The following is a 15,820-nucleotide window of genomic DNA, read 5'->3' as shown; positions in this document are numbered from 1 at the left end:
TGGACCGGCGCATGCCCCACCTGCCACCGAGACCTACCGCCCCCGGCTCAAACAGACGACCACCCGCCGGGCGCAACCTAACGAAGTACTACTAGTCTGAGGGCATGGAAGCTGAACAGACCGATGCGTGCCCACGCTGTGCTGGCCCTCTTCGCGCTTTCCCGGAAGACTCCGGGAGCCGGTCCCGGATCGTGGTGGAGCGCGACATCAGTGTCTGTGGGCCATGCGGGCAGGACGAGGCCGTACGCGAACGTCTCGGGTTGGCGCCGGTACCGCCCGGAGAGTGGCCGTGGCGCGAGCCTTTGCTGACGTGGAGTGACCTGGCTCGCCCTGCATGAAAGCGGTGAGTGACCGGCAGCCGGGGTGCCGTGCGGACGTTGTGGAGCGGGATACTCTTCCTCCCAACGTATCCGTCATACGTGCCGCGGCGGGCCCATCACCTGCCGGTGGTGAACCGAGCCGCCGCTCGGGAGACGGGGAGATCATCGGCGCAGTCTGTATGTTCCGTACGCCCTGGCGTCGGTCGTGATGGGGCGGCCTCGCTGGGCTGTACAGGAGCTGATCATGACCCCGCCCAGGTCCCGAACGTCCAACCTGACCCACCAGCAGCGCATCGCGCGCGAGTTGAGGAAGCTCGCCCCTCAGATCGGTCGCCAGGAGGCCCTGCGGCGAGTCACGCAGGCTCATGAGTTGGGGCTGCTCCCGGCCGTTCTGGATCGGGCCGGCATCCAGGAGGCAGCTCAGGCCCTGGCCTACGGCCTCCCCCCTGTCGAACCTGCGGGCCGGACGGCGAGTCCAGTTGGCCTCGCGGAACGGCCCCTCACGCCTCTCAGTACCGCGCATCTTTTCGCGGAGCGCTACCGCACTCGGTTTCGTCATGCGACGGGGCTGGGATGGCTGTCCTTCACCGGACACCGGTGGGAGATCCTGGCCGATGACAAGCTGCCCCGGCTCGCGGCCGCCGAGTTCCTCGAGGAGCTGACCCGGCAGGTTGTGGACGATTCACCCGATGAGCAGTGGTGGGACGGTTCAGCGACCGCGTGGCGAGAGCTGCTGGCCCTGGCTGCTGCGACAGTAGGGATCACGGTCGATCCTCTCGCGCTCGACTCGGACCCCTTTGTGCTGTGCACCCCAGACGGTCTGGTCGATCTGGCATCTGGGAGCCGACGCCCGGCGGATCCGCGCCGGGACTTCGCCACCCGATGCACCAGCGTCGTCCCCGACGGTCGGCCGACTCCGCTCTGGGACCGCTTCCTCCTCGACGTCCTCGGCGACGGCCTGGACGGTGAGCAGACTCGGGATTACCTGCAGATTCTGCTGGGCTACTCCCTCACCGGCGACGTCAGCGGCCGGGTGCTTCCTCTCCTGACGGGCCCCGGCCAGGGTAAGTCGACCTTGCTGGGCATCGTGGCCGAGGTCATGGGGTCCTATGCCGCACATGGTCCCGGGCGGTCGCTCGACGACTCCGGGGCAGCATATCTGGCCGGCCTGCGGGGTGCTCGCCTGATCAGTGTCGAGGAACCGCCGTCTCGGTTGCCCATGTTGCCGGACGGCATTCATGTGGTGCGGCGCCCGGGGCTGGCTGCGTCCTTCCAGATCCGCCTCGATCATCATGTCTGTCTCATCGCACGTGACATCGGCTTGCAGACTGCGAGCATGCAGGCTCGGCTCCGGCCCATCCTCTTCACGCAATCCCCTCGCCAGCTCGACCCGGGGCTGGGTCGCCGTGTGGTCCACGAGGAGGGGCCGGGCGTTCTCCAGTGGATGCTGGCCGGGGCCCGCCGGTACATCGAGCGTCACCAGGCCGGCGGCCCCGCTCCTCTCGCGGCGCTGCCCGCTCCTGCGCCCTCATATCTCGCCGACCCGATCGGCCAGTTCCTGGAGGAGCGCTGTGTGAAGGACACCGCCGGCCGGACAGGCCAGCCCCAACTCCGCGCCGCGTATGCCGGCTGGTGTGAGCAGAACGGCCTGCGGCCCGTGCCTTCCCGCGTGATGACCCAGCAGGTCCTGGAGGTGCTGGAAGTAGGCGCCTTGGTCAAGAGCAACGGGATCCGGCACTTCCCCGGTGTGACGCTGCGCGAGTAGAACGGCCGTGATCGAATGCGCTGCCGCCCCGCGCCCGCCTAGGTCCGGTGGTTCTCAGCGGGCGGGAGTCAGCCGGTCGGCTGGCGCGACGCCGTCCCAGAATCCCGCGCGCAGGTGGACTCGGTGTTCTTCGCTGATTTCCTCGTTGCCGATCATGCCGAAGCGGGCGGCGTAGCGCAGGAGTTCGCCGTCGAGGGAGCGGGGGATGCGGGGGTTGGCCTCGGCGAGCCTGTCGATGAGCTCTGCGGCCTGGTCGTGCGGCAGTCGCTGGGTCCAGCGAGTGGCGAAAATGCGGCCGACTTCTCTGGGCTCGCCGGTGACCTGGGTCATGTCGTACTCGCGGTCCGCCCATTCCTGTTCGGAGGTGGTGAGATCGCTCAGGAGCGGAAGCCCGACGTCGGGGTCGACCCAGCCGGTGTCCGAGGACCAGCGCAAGGCGGCGGCCGGGGGCGGTGCCGGGCGGTGGGCCAGCGCCATCGGGGTGGGGATCCGGGGCGCAGCCGGGAGAGAGTCGGGCTCGCCGTCCGGCCCGGCGTATTCGCGCGAGGGTTGGGCTGGACTGTTGGTCTCCTGTCGGGCCGCGGGTGAACCGGCGGCCTTGATGGCCTGTGTCAGCCAGGCGCGATCCAGCAGATGCCGCTCGTCGGCCTCCGCCACCAGGTCTTCGGACTGGTTGTACTCGCCGTCGGCGGCTTGGACGGCCCACAGGTGGATGGCCACACCGTGATCCTTGGCCGCCATCACCCCGGGCAGGAGGTCTCCGTCGCCGGTGATCAGGATGATGTCGCTGCAGGCGTGGTTGCGGGCGAGCTCGGTCAGCTGGGCGTGCATGGCCGCGTCCACGCCTTTCTGCTGGAACCGTCCTTCGACCTGGGTGAGTAGGCCCAGGCGCACCGTGACCCGGGGCATCACCCGCAGGCGACGGTGCTCGGGCTGGGGCACTCGTTCGGGGGCCCCGTCGAACCAGTAGATACGCAGGAGCGGCTGCCCGGTATCGGCCTCGGCGCGCTGGCGTATCTGTTCGATCAGCCGCCCGTGGTCGACGGACAGCCGCGACCGTGCCGCGTCACCCGTCAACAGGGTCGCGGCCGCGCCCAGGAGATATCCGGCGTCCACCAGGACGATGCAGCGGTCCACGTTCCCCCCTCGACCGTGAGCAGTGCCTACTCAGCCGGTAGTCCATCACATGCCGCTCTCGCGGACTCGCCGTTTACGGGGCTCCGGGCGGCGCTCCTAGGCCGCTGGGCTGCCCGCTTCGGGTTCTGTGGGCAGGCGGATACCCCAAGCCGCCCGTGTCGCGGCGGTGAGGGCCGGCGGCAGGGGGTCGGGCTGGGGCGGATCCGGAATCTCCTCCAGGCGGCAGACGTGCCACCGCCATCCGTCGCTCGCGCTGTGCCGGGGGGTCACGACCCGGTCGTATCCGTCGCCGCTTGCATGGCGGGCCGCCTGCACTGCCTTGGCCAGGGCGATCAGGAACTGCGGCGGGAGGTCCTCGGGCCGTGAGGGGGGCGTGCGCGGGTTCCAGACGGTATCGGTCCCGTTGACGAGCACGGCTGCGGCGTCCAGCTGGAAGATCTCATTGGCCTTGTCCGCGCGGAGTAGGCGCGCGGCGCTGTTCCCTTCCCTGTAGCCCTCGGTGTAGATCCAGACAGTGCCGTGTGTCACGGGCTCTCCTCTGAACAGGTGCTGGGACTGTGTGGGCGGGATAACCGACATGTCCCTGCTCCACCCTCACTCCCCTATGGCTGCTGGCGCGTCCTCGTGCGCCTGGCATAGGGATCTCACGATCGCGAAGGAACAGAAGGCGGAGGCCACGCGGCCCATGGGGCGGGCAGGTACCTTCGTCTCTCCCGTCTGGTGGGTGGGGCAGGGAGGCGCGGCGCCCGCCCGGTGGTCGGCTTGGTTCGTGTTGCCAGCAGATGTGTCCCTCTGTGTCCCTGCCTGCCCTCCACCGGCTGGAGCGTCAGTACCTGACGCTGTCGGGGATCTTGGTTTCCAAGGTTGTCGATCATGAGGGCGATGCCGGGCGAGCGATCCATTTCCGCTGTTCAGAGAGCCGGCGAACACGTCGGCGAACGATGGAGAACGTGGCTGTGGTCTGGTGACCGTTGGGCGAACGCATCGTTCGTGCTCTCTGGTGTTGGAGTTGCTGTCGTGACTTGTGCGTTGAGGACGTTCACCCGTTCGTGGTAGCCGCTCGGGGAACCGCAGCCTTCGTGATCCGGGCGGATGGGATGGTTGGCGCCCGCGATTTCTGAGGTCCGAGATGTGTGTCCGCTCCCGTACCGGCTGTGTGGTTCCCGAGCTGACGGCGCGAGTGGCGCGGGCGTGCAACCCGCAGGGCCCCACGGCCATGGCCATCCCGCGACCACCTCAACGGTCCGTGGAGCGATGAGGATTTCGAGGAGTGGCACCCGCGGGGTGGCAGGCCCGGTCTGCCACCTGCCCAGTTGGCGATGGTGTCGGTCTGCAGTCCTGCTGGAGCTGTCCGACCAGCAGGCCCGCCGAGTCCGTGCGGAACCGCATCGACTTCAAGTACGCCCTGCTATGGAGCTGGAAGACCCCGACTTCCACCACGAGCGCCTGACCGAGGAAGACCGGGCCGACAAGCTGCTCGATCTCGCGCTGGAGAAGATCCGGGCCGTCGGCCTGGTCCGCGAGCGGGGCCGACAGCGCACGGACTCCACCCACGGCCTCGCCGCGGTCCGGACCTGACCCGATTGGAGCTGGTCACCGAGGCCATGCGTGCCGCCCTGGTGGAACTCGCCCGCAGGGCGCCGCTGGCCGGCCCCGGAACCCAACCGCGCTCCAGGGCTTCCTCGACTGGCAGCACATCCCGCGGCCCAGGTCCTGGCGCGCCGCCACCCACCCCGCAGGCTGACATGAAGGCGGTAGTTGCCACCTTCACCTGCTCCCACCGCCTCGCCAGCTCCTACCGCATGCCCTCGCGCAGCGTCCACCGTCGCTCGCCCGCAGAGCCGGTCGGGTTGAGCATGTCCAGTCGCTCACGCAGCATCTGGACGCGCTCCTCGGCATCCGCACTGTGAATCCCGAAGGTGAGACCGGACGACGTCCTGAAGTGCCGCCCCTGACGCCCGGTTCCCACAACCTGCCGGAACACAGTGATCACCTGCTCATACAGGTCCGCGCTGGGCTGATCTTCGACTGTGACCCCATCGACCGTCAGGAAGTGCCAACCCTCGGCAACCGACTCGGCCTCAGCGATCAGAGCGCCATCCTGCAAACGGCGGGCCGCCCGCCGAGCCTCCTCCGGGGTCATGGCCCCATCCTTCCACGGAGTCGCCCACGAGACTGGAGATCGAGAAACAACCCCGGATACCAAGATCCCCGACAGCGCCAGGCACTCAGAGCGCGGGGCTCTGCCCGTCGGGCGCGGGGGCGCCGGTGAATCCCTGGACCAGCTCAGCCATCGGCACCTCGACGGCTCCGGCCGGGGCGGTGGTGGGTTCAGCCTTGGCCACCCGCAGCACGAGGGCGAGCTTGGTGACCTTCGCGTTCTGCGTGAACTTGGCGAGATCCAGGGATACCTCGCTCAGCTTGCCGTTCTTCAGAGCGAAGTCGGCGGTCACCTTCTGGTCCGGCACCTTCTTGAGGTCGTCGTCGCTGGGCAGCGCGGCGCCCGGCGGGAGGCCCTTCGTGAACGGGCGGACCTCCTTGAGGAGTTCGCTGAGCAGCGTCCGCACGGAGGCCGTGGCGGTGATGTGGTCAACGCCGTCCTTCTCGCCCACGTTCTTCAGCTCGACCTGGCGGGTGATGACGCCTCGCAGCGCCTTGCTGAGCTTGCTCTGGGTGTCGGCGTCCGGCGTGGTCTGCGACGTCTGGGGGCCGGTGACGCTGCTCTTGAGGTCCTTCGCGGGGACCTTGATCCATTTGCCGTTGAGGAGGTGCTTGAACGCGGTCGCGCTCTCGGGCAGGTCCTCGGCGGCCGGAAGCGGGCTGCCGGTCTGCGCGGCCATCGCGCTCGCGCTCGCGCTCGCGTTGGCGTTGGCGTTGGCGTTGGCGTTGGCGTTGGCGTTGGCGTGCAGGTAGGCGTAGTCGCCGACGATCCGGTACTCGATCAGGTCGGCGTCCGTGCTGCTGACCTTCACCGTCATCCCGGTGATGTCCTTCTCACCGGACTCGTCCAGGGGCTTCTTGGACTGCACGGAGAGGGAGATCCTGGCGTCGGCGAGGAGCTTGGCGACCTGGTCGGGCATCTCGTCGCCGGGCGCGGCTCCCTTGTCCAGAGACTTGAGGGTCGTGGCGTCGGCGTCCAGGTCCAGCTCGAAGGAAGCCGAGTGCTCCTTGCCGAGCTTGTCGAAGGCCCGGTCGAGTTTCTGGCCGGCGGACAGGTTTTCCGCCGTGCCGCATGCGACGGCACCCGTCAGGACCGCGGTGGCGACGGCGGTGGCGGTCAGGGTCTTGCGTATGGCGGAAATGACGGTCTCCTCGTGGCTGGGCCCGGCGCCGGTCATAGACAGGGGGCCTTCCGGCCAAGTCCACGTTGCACGGTGCCGCGCGGCCGCAGCCAGCGAGTTCGAGCGTCGAGGCGTGATCTTCCCACCAGGCGGGCAGCCAGATGGGCGGCGTTCCCGCCTAATGGGAGCTACAGAGTCGGGGAATGCTTGATTCCGTAGCCGCCATCAGGTGAGCACTATTGCCGCCGGAGCCTTCGAGTTCTGCTGTCAGATCGTGCCCCTGCTGGTGGCCGGGAGGCCAGACCGCTGATGGGGTGGCGTGTCCGCCCCATGGGGCGTGAGCACTGGATCCATTAGGCCGCGTGCCGTGCCTTCCGCAGGCTGCACCGCTGTGCCGGGTACGGAGCTGGGGAGGGTCTGTTGCTGTTGATCGGTGATGACTGGGCCGAGGATCACGTGCGCCACGAGGCGCTTGAAGTCGAGCGGAGGTGAAAGACCTTCGACTCCTGGCCGTCGCAGCGGCTGGGTGAAGCTGAGGGCAGCCTGATCCGGGAGACGCCGGGGAGGGTGGGAGCAGCCCTGACAACGCCGGGACGTGCCAGTACTGCCAGATGGTGCGGGTCCGGCAAGCGAGACGGGAAGGTGTACGAGAGGAACCGGTGTCTGACGCCCCTTAACGGCCCACCAGCTCCAACCTGGCGGATATGGGCTGGTCGCGGCGCGCACCCGCTGCCCTCGGGCGGTGGGGAACTCCTGGGTCGGCATGTGATTACCGGCCGGGAGGCCACGGTGAATGTCTGCGGCGTAACCGTGGCGATGCCGCAGGGGTAGAACTGGGCACCTCACCCGTCGATCGACTCTCAAGTGAACGTGGGAACCGTCCGGTGTCGTCCTGACCCCGTGCAGCCAGCGCGGTGCAGGGACAGGCGCGTCGTCTGCTGTTGGCGCCGGGCGGGGCGGAGGCTCCGTAGTAGTCCGAGGCCGGGGTGCGACACGAAAGTCGCACGAGTTGAGTGAGCTTCATCGAAGGAGGTCGGCTGATGCCGAAGGTGTAGTTACGGATCAGTGTTCGAGGATCTGTCCCCGGGCCTGACGTGCGTCGCTGGTAACGGCGGGGTGCGAAGCTCAGGTCTCCAGGCCCAAGGGCCCCCGTTCCATCCGGGAGCTACAGGTCACGGGGAAGGCCGACAGGGTGAACAACCGTGAACCCCTGATGATGCCTCGTCATCGGAAGCCTCGCAGATGGGTTGCAGCAGCGAGGTCAAGGACTGGTCGCTGGAAAGCGGCAGGCGCCGACCGGAAGACTCGAAGCCGGTCGGGAGAACACCGCCGTCCTCGGGGTATAGGGGGCACCCGACCCGGCCGCACCTCACTCGTGCGGAACGTGAAAACCCCGTTGGAGTCCGGGGCGCGAAGGCGTCCGCGGCAAGCCGACCGCAAGGAAGGCCCGATCCTCCAGCGGGAGCAGGATGGCCCAAAAAGCCAATGCCGACCGCCGAAAGGCAACGGGAAACCGAGGCATCCAGGCCGGCTCCTCCGCCGGTCGCCTCGCATAACCGGTCGGATACGGGCCGATGCCCGGACCCGAAAGGGTGCTGACGTGGGCCAGGTGAGCCTGTGCAGAGACGAAGAGGAAGACACTGGAACCGATGGACAAGTTGGACGCCATGACCAACACGCGGGCGCACGCCCGTGCGGAGGTGATGGCGAACGGACCGGAGGACAACGTCCCCGGCTGGCACGAGATCGACTGGCGTGTCGTCGAGGACGAAGTACGGCGTCTGAGGCAGAGGATCTTCACGGCATCGCAGGCAGGCGACCTCAAACGGGTTCGCAACCTGCAGAAACTGATGCTCCGTTCCCGGGCCAACACGCTGTTGAGCGTGCGGCGCGTGACGGAGGTCAATGCTGGTCGCAAGACCCCGGGAGTGGACGGGCGAACAGCGCTACTGCGGCGGCGGATGGTGGCCACACGACGGAGAAGTCGTCCTGTTCAACCCCGGGTCGGTAGCCACGACGCGCTACCGGCCTCGCGGGACGACCATCCCATCTCCGTGGCCCAGCCCAAGCTGAGGAACACGACCGCCCAACGGGGCTTGTGGAGAGCCGGATGCGGGGCCAACTCGCACGTCCGGTTCGGGAGGGCGGCATGGAGAAACGGGACGGGAGTAATCCCGGAACCGCGCTCCATGCCGACCCCACCACGATGTCGAGGTCCAGGACGAGAGCGGCCGGAAGCTGGCCACCGCGAACCTGCCCGAAGGAGTGGCGGGCATCGCGAAACTGCACGAACTCGTTGCCCGCCACGGCGGCGAGGGCTTGGACCCGGGGAAGGTGGTGGTCGGGATCGAGACCGACCGCGGCTCGTGGGTGCAGGCCCTGATCGCCTCCGGCTACCAGGTGTTCGCAATCAACCCCCGGCAGGTCAACCGCTTCAAGGAGCGGTATGGCACCTCCGGGGCCAAGAGCGACGCGCACGCACTGGCTGACATGGTCCGTATCGACCGCGCCCAGCTGCGGCCGGTGGCCGGGGACAGTGAGCGGGCCCAGGCCGTCAAGGTTGTCGCCCGCGCCCACCAGAGCTTGATCTGGGAACGCACCCGCACCTTCCAGCGGCTGCGGTCCACACTGCGCGAGTACTTCCCCGGAGCTTTGAACGCCTACTCGGATCTAGCCTTGACCAGCACGGACGCGCTGGAACTGCTGATCAAGGCACCCGCCCCGGCCGCGGCGGCGAAGCTGACCCACACCCAGATCACTGCCGTCCTGACCCGTCACCGCCGCCGCAACCGGGACGCGAAAGCGGCCACCATCCAGGGCGCGCTGCGTGAGCGGCAGCTTGGCCTTCCCGAGCCGGTCACCGCCGCCTACGCGGCTGCCGCCACCGCTCACGCCTATCTGATCATCGCGTTGAACGAGCAGATCGCCGTGATGGAAGAGCAGGTGAGGGCGCATTTTCTGGCGCACCCGGACGCTGAGATCTACCTCTCGATGCCCGGCATCGGTGAGATCGTCGGCGCTCGGGTGCTCGCCGAGTTCGGAGACGACCCCACCCGCTATACCTCCGCGAAGGCACGCAAGAACTATGCCGGCACCAGCCCCATCACCAGGGCCTCCGGCAAGAGCCACACCGTCCAGGCCCGTTACGTCCGCAACAACCGGCTCGCCAACGCCCTCCAGACCCAGGCATTCGCTGCCCTGCGCTCGCCCGGCGCCCGCCGCTACTACGACAAACAACGCGCACGCGAGGCCGGCTACAACCCCGCCCTCCGCCAGCTCGGCAACCGCCTTGTCGGCATCCTCCACGGCTGCCTCAAAAGCCGCACCCACTACGACGAAGCGACCGCCTGGTCACACCACGCCCACCCCCATGCCACTTGACACCAAACGACATGGGGTGTCTGACAGGCGCATCCGGTCCGCCCGTCCCAGCCCTGCTGAGAGGAAGGACGGTTCGAGGTGGCGGCTTCTTCCGTCGCTACCCGCCCTGTCGGACGGGCAGCCGGATCGGGTCAGGCCGAGCGCAGCGGGATGACGGTGCGTTCACCGGTGGCCTTCTCGCCCAGGCGGAAGATGGGGCTGTTGGAGATCCGGTCGACTTCTTCGAGCCAGCCCTCCTTGGCGAGTTGCCCTCGCACCCGGCTGAACAGGGTCGGTGTCATCCCTAGCTCACCGGCCAAGCTGGTGGCGGTCTGTTTGACGGCGCCGGTGAACTCCTTGGGCATGACGGCGTAGAGCTGCATGATGAGCCGCTGATTGGGCTTGAGGCCCTTGGTGCGCCGCAGGACTTCGCGCGCTACCGGGTCACCGTTGGTCGTCACTGGTCCCCCTTTACGAACCTGGGCCGCTGCAGTTCCCGAAGCCCTGGGATGTCCGGCGGGTTGTAGGCCCGGATCGCCTCGCGCTGCTCCACTGAGGTCAGCTGGCTCGCGAAGTACGGGCTGACCTTGTAGAACCGCTGGCGGCCGAACTCATCCGCAAAGAAGAGGAGCCGTCGGCTGACCAGCTTGCGGACTATGCGGCCCAGGGCGTCCGGAGAGGTCCCCGTCCGTTGGCCGATGTACGCGGTGGTCTTCATGACCGGCTCCCCCGGGCAGAGCGTGGCGCCGACGAACCACATGAAGATGCGGAATTCGCGGTCGGTCAGCCCTCCCTCCTCTTTGGGGACGGCTGCCAGCGCTTCCAGGCGTTCGTTGTCGATCGTGCTGTAGCCGCCGATGTAGCCGAAGCGCGTATGCGGTTCCCGGCCATGGGCACCGCTCTCCCCCGGTTGCTGCGCAGAGCGCGCCATACCTTCTCTCCGGTCTTCGGGCTACATGAACTATGAGTACATGCACACCCTAGCCCGGGTCAGGATCCCTGAACTCCCACGACATGTACTCATAGTTCATTCTTACCGTTCAGAGGAGCCGGATATCCAGACTCCAAGAGCGGGATAACACGGTCCCTGGAGCGGCATAACGCGGTTCCGGAAGCGGCATATCCGATCTTGGGAGCCGTATCGTCCAGCGAAAACAGCAGGTCAGGCCAGGTGAGGGCGTGTCCCTCTCTCCTTGCTGTACAGGAGCTGCAGAGCCAGGGGGCGCTGATCCGTCAATCCGTTCAGCATTTCCATCGCGCGCCCCGGCGCGTCGCGCGTGTCGACCCAGCCTCGCTGTCCCCGGCCTGTGATCCTCAGCCGGCGAACGCCAGCCCCCACGGCGCCGCAGCGGCGTGGGGGCGTCCGGAGGTACGGAGCCGGGCGGCCGGCCACGGCCGAACGGCGGCCCCCGTCCCGGTATCAGCCACGCTGCGATGTCTTTGTCCGTCACGGTCCGCGCCACCCGGGACGCAGCTCCGCTGGTGCTGTCCACGGCCCGCACGCGACCACGGCGCCGCACGCGAAGCCTACTCAGCCACCCCGCCCCGGCTCACGGGCGCCAGCCCCGGCAAGACGCGCGGGGACGGGTCAGCACAGGAGGTGGCGGCGGTAGGGGACGAGGTTGGGGTGGAGAGGCCTGTTGCAGACCTCGCACTGCGGCTTGGGCGGCTTGAGTGTCGGAGCTGTGGTTGCTGTGGACCGAGGACGGCGCTGCACGGACCGGCCGGGAAGGCGTGGTGCCTGACGGTCGGACCGGCCTTGGCGAGCGAAGCGCTCCAGCGCAGCGCGGCCTGCTTCGTTGGCACGCTGGCGAGCAAGTTCCCCGATCTTGCGGTCAGCCTCGCGTAGCTGCTCCTGGAGCGCCTGGGGCAACGAGGCGCCGCGCCGGTCAAGACCGAGGACTTGCAGTGGGAAGCTCGTCTTCTCCGTGGCATCCAGCGCGCAGGGCGGATGGTGCGGGGCGAAAAGCGCGAAGTCGGGGAAGCGCCACCACTGGTAGGGGCGTACGTGGGGCCGGGCGACCAGCGTGGTGACCTGAGGGGCGGAGGCGTCGAGGAACCACACGGGCAGCCCTTCGGCGAGAACCGCGTGCGGCACCGGGAGGCCGGGCCGCCAGAACCAAGCGTCGTGGATGTTCTGGGCGGCGTAGTCGTGATGCCGAGCCTGGAACTGACCGTCCGTGAGCAGTTCCTTCTGTACTTCCAGGGCTACGCGGCTGCCGTCGGTGAGAGTGACCAGCACATCGGCGCGACGTTCACGCCGGGGCGTCCACTGCTCGATCTGGACGGCCTCGACACCGGGCACGTCGTGGGCCCACCGTGCCAGTACGTGCTTGGAGTTCAGGTGCCACACGCTCTCGGGATGGTGTCCCGCGACCGGGGCCTGACCAGGGGGGTGTGCGAAGTGCGTGCGGACCTGCCCTCCCAGGCGGCCCCGGACCACGAGCGGGATCCGGGTGCCCTGAGGAGCGTCGATGCCGCGGAAGCAGTAGCAGCAAATGAGGGTGGAGTCGCCGTACGGATAGCCGCGGGTGCGCCAGTACTGCGCCGGCTGTTCGGAGACATGGACCTCGCGGCCGGTGTGCAGGTCGAAGCCGACCACCAGCAGATCCGTGTTGCCGTCCACCCGCCCTCCCCTGTGGGATGCACCTGACATCCCTGCCGAGCATGAAAGGCGCGGGCACGCCGCCGCCGGGGCCTCCCGTCCCACGGTCGAATATCTGCCGGCCTTCCTGCCCGGCGGGCCGTCCCGGCCTGCCACGCCCGAGCGGCGGGCAGCGTCCGGGCGGCCGCGCTCTCCCGTGGCAGCGTGCCAGCATGTCCGAGGATCTCCAGGCCCGCGAAGAGGAGCTCGTCCGGCTCCTGGCGGCCACCCGCCGTGCGGTGGCCGACGGAGCTGGGCAAAAAGAAGTCCAGGCACTGCGCGACGAGTCCGAGCGAGCCTTCAACCAGTGGAGGATCGAGACGTCCCTCGCACTGCACCGGACTGTCGAGCAACCCGCCCCTCTCACCGAGCGGGCCGTCGAGTCCGGCAGTCAGGCACCGCGCACCGTGCGAGAGAAGGTGCATGCAGCCCTGCTCGTTCTCGGTACACCGGCCAGCCCCACCCTTCTCTCCCAGGCCTACGGGGCGTTCCATGATGACGATCTGGCCGTGGGCAGCATGCGGTCGCTCCGCGAGGGCGAGCGCAATTCGCACCAGGTCTCGCAGCGGCCCTACTTCGTGTGTCCCGTGCTGACCAGCGACCTGCAGGCGGCGAAGGGGTACTACGCCTTGAGTACCTGGCCGTTGGAGCAGCGGATCATGACCCCCCACAGCGCACAGCTGTGGCAGCTGCAGGCAGTGGCGAACGTCGCGGCCACGGTGCAATCGGGCCTCGATTCAGGTCAGGGTGTCTCGCAGCCCGCGCTGCAGTTTCTCCACACGATGGCGGCCGCCGCCGGGCTGTACAGCGGCAGACCGGAGACGCTTGAGGCCCAGGCACACCGGCGCATGGCGCCCCTGCGTGCCGACCACCAGGCCTACAGCACCGAGGTGGCGGAGCGGGCGCAGGCGCTGCCCGAAGCGGGTCAGCTCTTCGGGAAGGGGGCGGTGCGTCTGAACCATGCCCAAACCGCGGCACTGTGGGGGCTTGCCCGCGAATCGGCTGAGCGTGTGAAGTCGATGGACGCCGACCGGCCGGCCCCGGCCGCCGCCGCAGCGTCTCCGGTGGCCGGACCGCTTATCCCGGAACAAGCATCCGTGCGGCACACCTCTGATCACTCCCCTCAGCAGGGACGATCGGGCGCTGTCACGCGATGACCGACGGCCTGCGAGGACGGCGTCCGCGCGTAGGGCGCCGGTCAGGCCGCAGCCACGGCCGGAAGACGCAGAGCCTGTCGGAGTTCACCCGCCAACTGGGCGGCTGCGGCAATGCCCGCACGTCCCGGGTTGTCCTGTACGGCCCGGATGAAGGCAGAGCCCACGATGGCCGCGTCTGCGAACTGCCGGAGACGGGCGGCTTGCTCGGGCCGTGAAACACCAATCCCGGCACCAACCGGCAGGCTGGTCAGTGTCCGTAGCCGGTGGACGAAGGACGGCAGCGACGCGCTCAAGGAGCCAGTTGTACCGGTAACTCCGGAAGTGGCCGGGGCGTAGAGCATGCCGCCTGCGCCCGCCGCGATGCGACGTAGCCGCTCGTCACTGGCCGTTGGCGCGACGACGAAGACCGTGTGCAGTCCGACCCGGCGTGCCTCGGCGAGCCAGGGGCCGGCCTCGTCGATGTTCAGATCGGGCAGGATCACTCCTGCTGCGCCGGCCGCGGCGAGTTCCTTCGCCGCACGCCGCAGGCCGTAGCGGTACAGGGGCTGGTAGTAGCCCATCACCAGCACGTGCGTGACGGGCGCGAGGGATCGGACGGTTTCCATGAGGTGGCGGACGGTGAACCCGGCGGCCAGCGCCTGGGCCCCGGCCTGCTGGATGATGGGACCGTCCATCATCGGATCGGTGTAAGGCCAACCCACCTCCACGACGTCTGATGCGAGGGCAAGTTGGTGCAGGAGGTCCAGGCTGGTGGCACGGTCGGGGTACCCGGCCGGAAGGTAGGCGGCCAGCAGCGGGCCGCGAGCGCGGAAGGCGGCGTCGAGCGCCAGTGCCGCGCGGCCGGGGGCGTGCGGCGGGTGGACGGGCATCAGGCGGCGGCCCGGTCGTCTGCCTCGCCGATGGTGGCGTGAACGGTGGAGAGCGCCCGGTCCAGGTATCTGCGGCACAGAGCCGGCGTGTCGGCGGTCACCACCAGGTGCGCCAGGCGTGCGGTGTCACCGTCGGCCGGGGCGGCGAGGCTGACTCCGGGCTGCTGCTCGAGCACGGCCCGATCGCACCAGATGCGGGAGGGCAGAGTGCGGTCCATGGTCAATGACCCCAGCTCTCCGGCGGCGTGGGGGTAGCGGAAGCCGATCGCGGCCGCGCGCAGATGGCCGGGGCGCAGGTCGGGCTCGAGCCCCATGGCCAGGTCGGCGGCGGCGGCCACCAGGTCGATGCCCGTGGCGAGACGGACCAGGTGCGGGATCAGGTCGTCGGCCAGGCATGGTGTGACGGTGGTGACCTTCGGCCCGGAGGTGGTCAGCCGTACCGTGACGTGGGAGACGCCGTGGGTGATGCCGAGCGCCTCAAGAGCCTCGACCGCGGTCGCTTCGGCTGTGTCGGTGACCGGGGAGCACAGCGCGGGCGCGACGAGCCGGTCGGTCACCTCGAAGGCCTCGCCCCGCTGGGTGTGAGTGATGGCGGCCACGACATGGCGGCCGGGGACGGAGACCACTTCGACGCCGACCTCGGGGCCGTGGTGGTACTCCTCGGCGAGCAGGCCCGCGCTCTGGGTGCCGTGGCGGGCGGCGGCCCGCGCGGTGAACGCGTAGGCGGCATCGAGCTGTGCGGGCCCGCCCACCCGGACCGCGCCCACGCGGCCACTGCCGCTGCCGCTGCCCGCGATGGCGGGCTTGAGGACGAGGGGGTAGCCGAGGTGCTCTGCGGCGATCCGGAGCTGGCCGATCTTGCCGACTGGGACCCATCGGGCCGAGGCCACTCCATGGGCGTCGAGCACGGCGTGGGCCGCCGCCTGGTGGCGGCTGGCGCGTACGGCCACCGGGTCCAGTCCTGCGGTTCCGAGCAGCTGGGCTATGGCCGCGGCGGGGGCGGTGGCAGCCGGGTTCCAGGTGAGCACTCCCCCGATGTCGTGGGCGACCGCCAGGCTACTGGCGGCGGCGTTCAGCGCGGCGGTGTCTCCAAGGTCGCTCACCTGGTGGTCGGTCAGGAAGGGCTGTTGCCAGGTGGGGGCGGTGTCGTCGATGAGGAGGATGCGGTAGCGGGCGGCCAGGGACTTGAGCGCGTCCTGCCGGTAGTGCCTCTCCCCGGTGCCGATCAGGAGCATGGCCGGGGCATCCTCGGGGGTGGCCTCGTGTGCGGTCATGTGCACTTCCTCG

At 69.0% G+C, this 15,820-nt stretch carries 12 protein-coding genes and 2 pseudogenes; 5 read left to right on the top strand and 9 right to left on the bottom strand.

Features of this window, described 5'->3' with window-relative positions:
* Positions 1–564: 564 nt before the first annotated feature.
* Positions 565–2,085, top strand: a complete 1,521-nt coding sequence (locus tag ACFV88_RS33045) for a hypothetical protein (protein WP_385495814.1) — start codon at positions 565–567, stop codon at positions 2,083–2,085.
* A gap of 54 nt (positions 2,086–2,139) precedes the next feature.
* On the opposite strand, the gene ACFV88_RS33040 is transcribed toward ACFV88_RS33045, so the two are convergent.
* Positions 2,140–3,222 (bottom strand): NYN domain-containing protein, encoded by a 1,083-nt coding sequence (locus ACFV88_RS33040; protein WP_385495813.1) that lies wholly within the window; start codon positions 3,220–3,222, stop codon positions 2,140–2,142.
* Positions 3,223–3,318: 96 nt separating this feature from the next.
* Positions 3,319–3,750, bottom strand: coding sequence for a hypothetical protein (locus tag ACFV88_RS33035; RefSeq protein ID WP_385495812.1), 432 nt, complete (start codon positions 3,748–3,750; stop codon positions 3,319–3,321).
* A gap of 882 nt (positions 3,751–4,632) precedes the next feature.
* Here ACFV88_RS33035 and ACFV88_RS33030 point away from each other — a divergent pair.
* A complete protein-coding gene (locus ACFV88_RS33030; protein ID WP_385495811.1) occupies positions 4,633–4,800 on the top strand; it encodes a hypothetical protein in 168 nt (55 codons plus the stop codon).
* A 217-nt stretch (positions 4,801–5,017) separates the two neighbouring features.
* Here the strand turns inward: ACFV88_RS33030 and ACFV88_RS33025 are convergent, their stop codons facing one another.
* Both ACFV88_RS33025 and ACFV88_RS33020 read right to left on the bottom strand, forming a co-directional pair.
* Positions 5,018–5,365 carry a hypothetical protein gene (locus tag ACFV88_RS33025; protein WP_385495810.1) on the bottom strand — a complete coding sequence of 116 codons (348 nt, stop codon included), beginning with the start codon at positions 5,363–5,365 and terminating at the stop codon, positions 5,018–5,020.
* Between the two features lie 85 nt (positions 5,366–5,450).
* On the bottom strand, positions 5,451–6,560 hold the full coding sequence (locus ACFV88_RS33020) for a hypothetical protein (protein WP_385495809.1): 1,110 nt from the start codon (positions 6,558–6,560) through the stop codon (positions 5,451–5,453).
* 1,592 nt (positions 6,561–8,152) lie between these two features.
* On the opposite strand from ACFV88_RS33020, the pseudogene ACFV88_RS33015 reads away from it, so the two are divergent.
* Together ACFV88_RS33015 and ACFV88_RS33010 are read left to right on the top strand one after the other, a co-directional pair.
* Positions 8,153–8,395 (top strand): annotated as a pseudogene (locus tag ACFV88_RS33015) (reverse transcriptase N-terminal domain-containing protein); the annotation flags it as partial.
* A 307-nt stretch (positions 8,396–8,702) separates the two neighbouring features.
* A pseudogene (locus ACFV88_RS33010) lies at positions 8,703–9,884 on the top strand (IS110 family transposase); the annotation flags it as partial.
* Between the two features lie 131 nt (positions 9,885–10,015).
* Here ACFV88_RS33010 and ACFV88_RS33005 read toward each other — a convergent pair.
* The 3 genes from ACFV88_RS33005 to ACFV88_RS32995 all read right to left on the bottom strand — a co-directional run bounded on the left by ACFV88_RS33005 (position 10,016) and on the right by ACFV88_RS32995 (position 12,489).
* Entirely contained in the window at positions 10,016–10,324 is a 309-nt protein-coding gene (locus ACFV88_RS33005) for a replication initiation protein, RepL2 (protein ID WP_325750504.1), read from the bottom strand.
* Positions 10,321–10,794 (bottom strand): MarR family transcriptional regulator, encoded by a 474-nt coding sequence (locus ACFV88_RS33000; RefSeq protein ID WP_385495808.1) that lies wholly within the window; start codon positions 10,792–10,794, stop codon positions 10,321–10,323. Before ACFV88_RS33000 ends, ACFV88_RS33005 begins: the two co-directional genes overlap by 4 nt.
* A gap of 657 nt (positions 10,795–11,451) precedes the next feature.
* A complete protein-coding gene (locus ACFV88_RS32995; protein WP_385495807.1) occupies positions 11,452–12,489 on the bottom strand; it encodes a competence protein CoiA family protein in 1,038 nt (345 codons plus the stop codon).
* A gap of 191 nt (positions 12,490–12,680) precedes the next feature.
* On the opposite strand from ACFV88_RS32995, the gene ACFV88_RS32990 reads away from it, so the two are divergent.
* Positions 12,681–13,664, top strand: a complete 984-nt coding sequence (locus ACFV88_RS32990) for a hypothetical protein (RefSeq protein ID WP_385495806.1) — start codon at positions 12,681–12,683, stop codon at positions 13,662–13,664.
* 41 nt (positions 13,665–13,705) lie between these two features.
* Here the strand turns inward: ACFV88_RS32990 and trpA are convergent, their stop codons facing one another.
* The gene (gene trpA, locus ACFV88_RS32985) at positions 13,706–14,533 is read right to left on the bottom strand and encodes a tryptophan synthase subunit alpha (RefSeq protein ID WP_385495805.1); all 828 of its coding nucleotides are present in this window, start codon (positions 14,531–14,533) and stop codon (positions 13,706–13,708) included.
* On the bottom strand, positions 14,533–15,807 hold the full coding sequence (locus ACFV88_RS32980) for an acetyl-CoA carboxylase biotin carboxylase subunit family protein (protein WP_385495803.1): 1,275 nt from the start codon (positions 15,805–15,807) through the stop codon (positions 14,533–14,535). The genes trpA and ACFV88_RS32980 overlap by 1 nt, the downstream gene beginning before the upstream one ends.
* Between the last annotated feature and the right edge of the window lie 13 nt (positions 15,808–15,820).

The sequence above is a fragment of the Streptomyces sp. NPDC059816 genome, from assembly GCF_042732055.1.
Taxonomy (GTDB): Bacteria; Actinomycetota; Actinomycetes; order Streptomycetales; family Streptomycetaceae; genus Streptomyces.
Note: the sequence above shows the minus strand (reverse complement) of the source record. Positions and strands in the feature narration are given on the sequence as shown.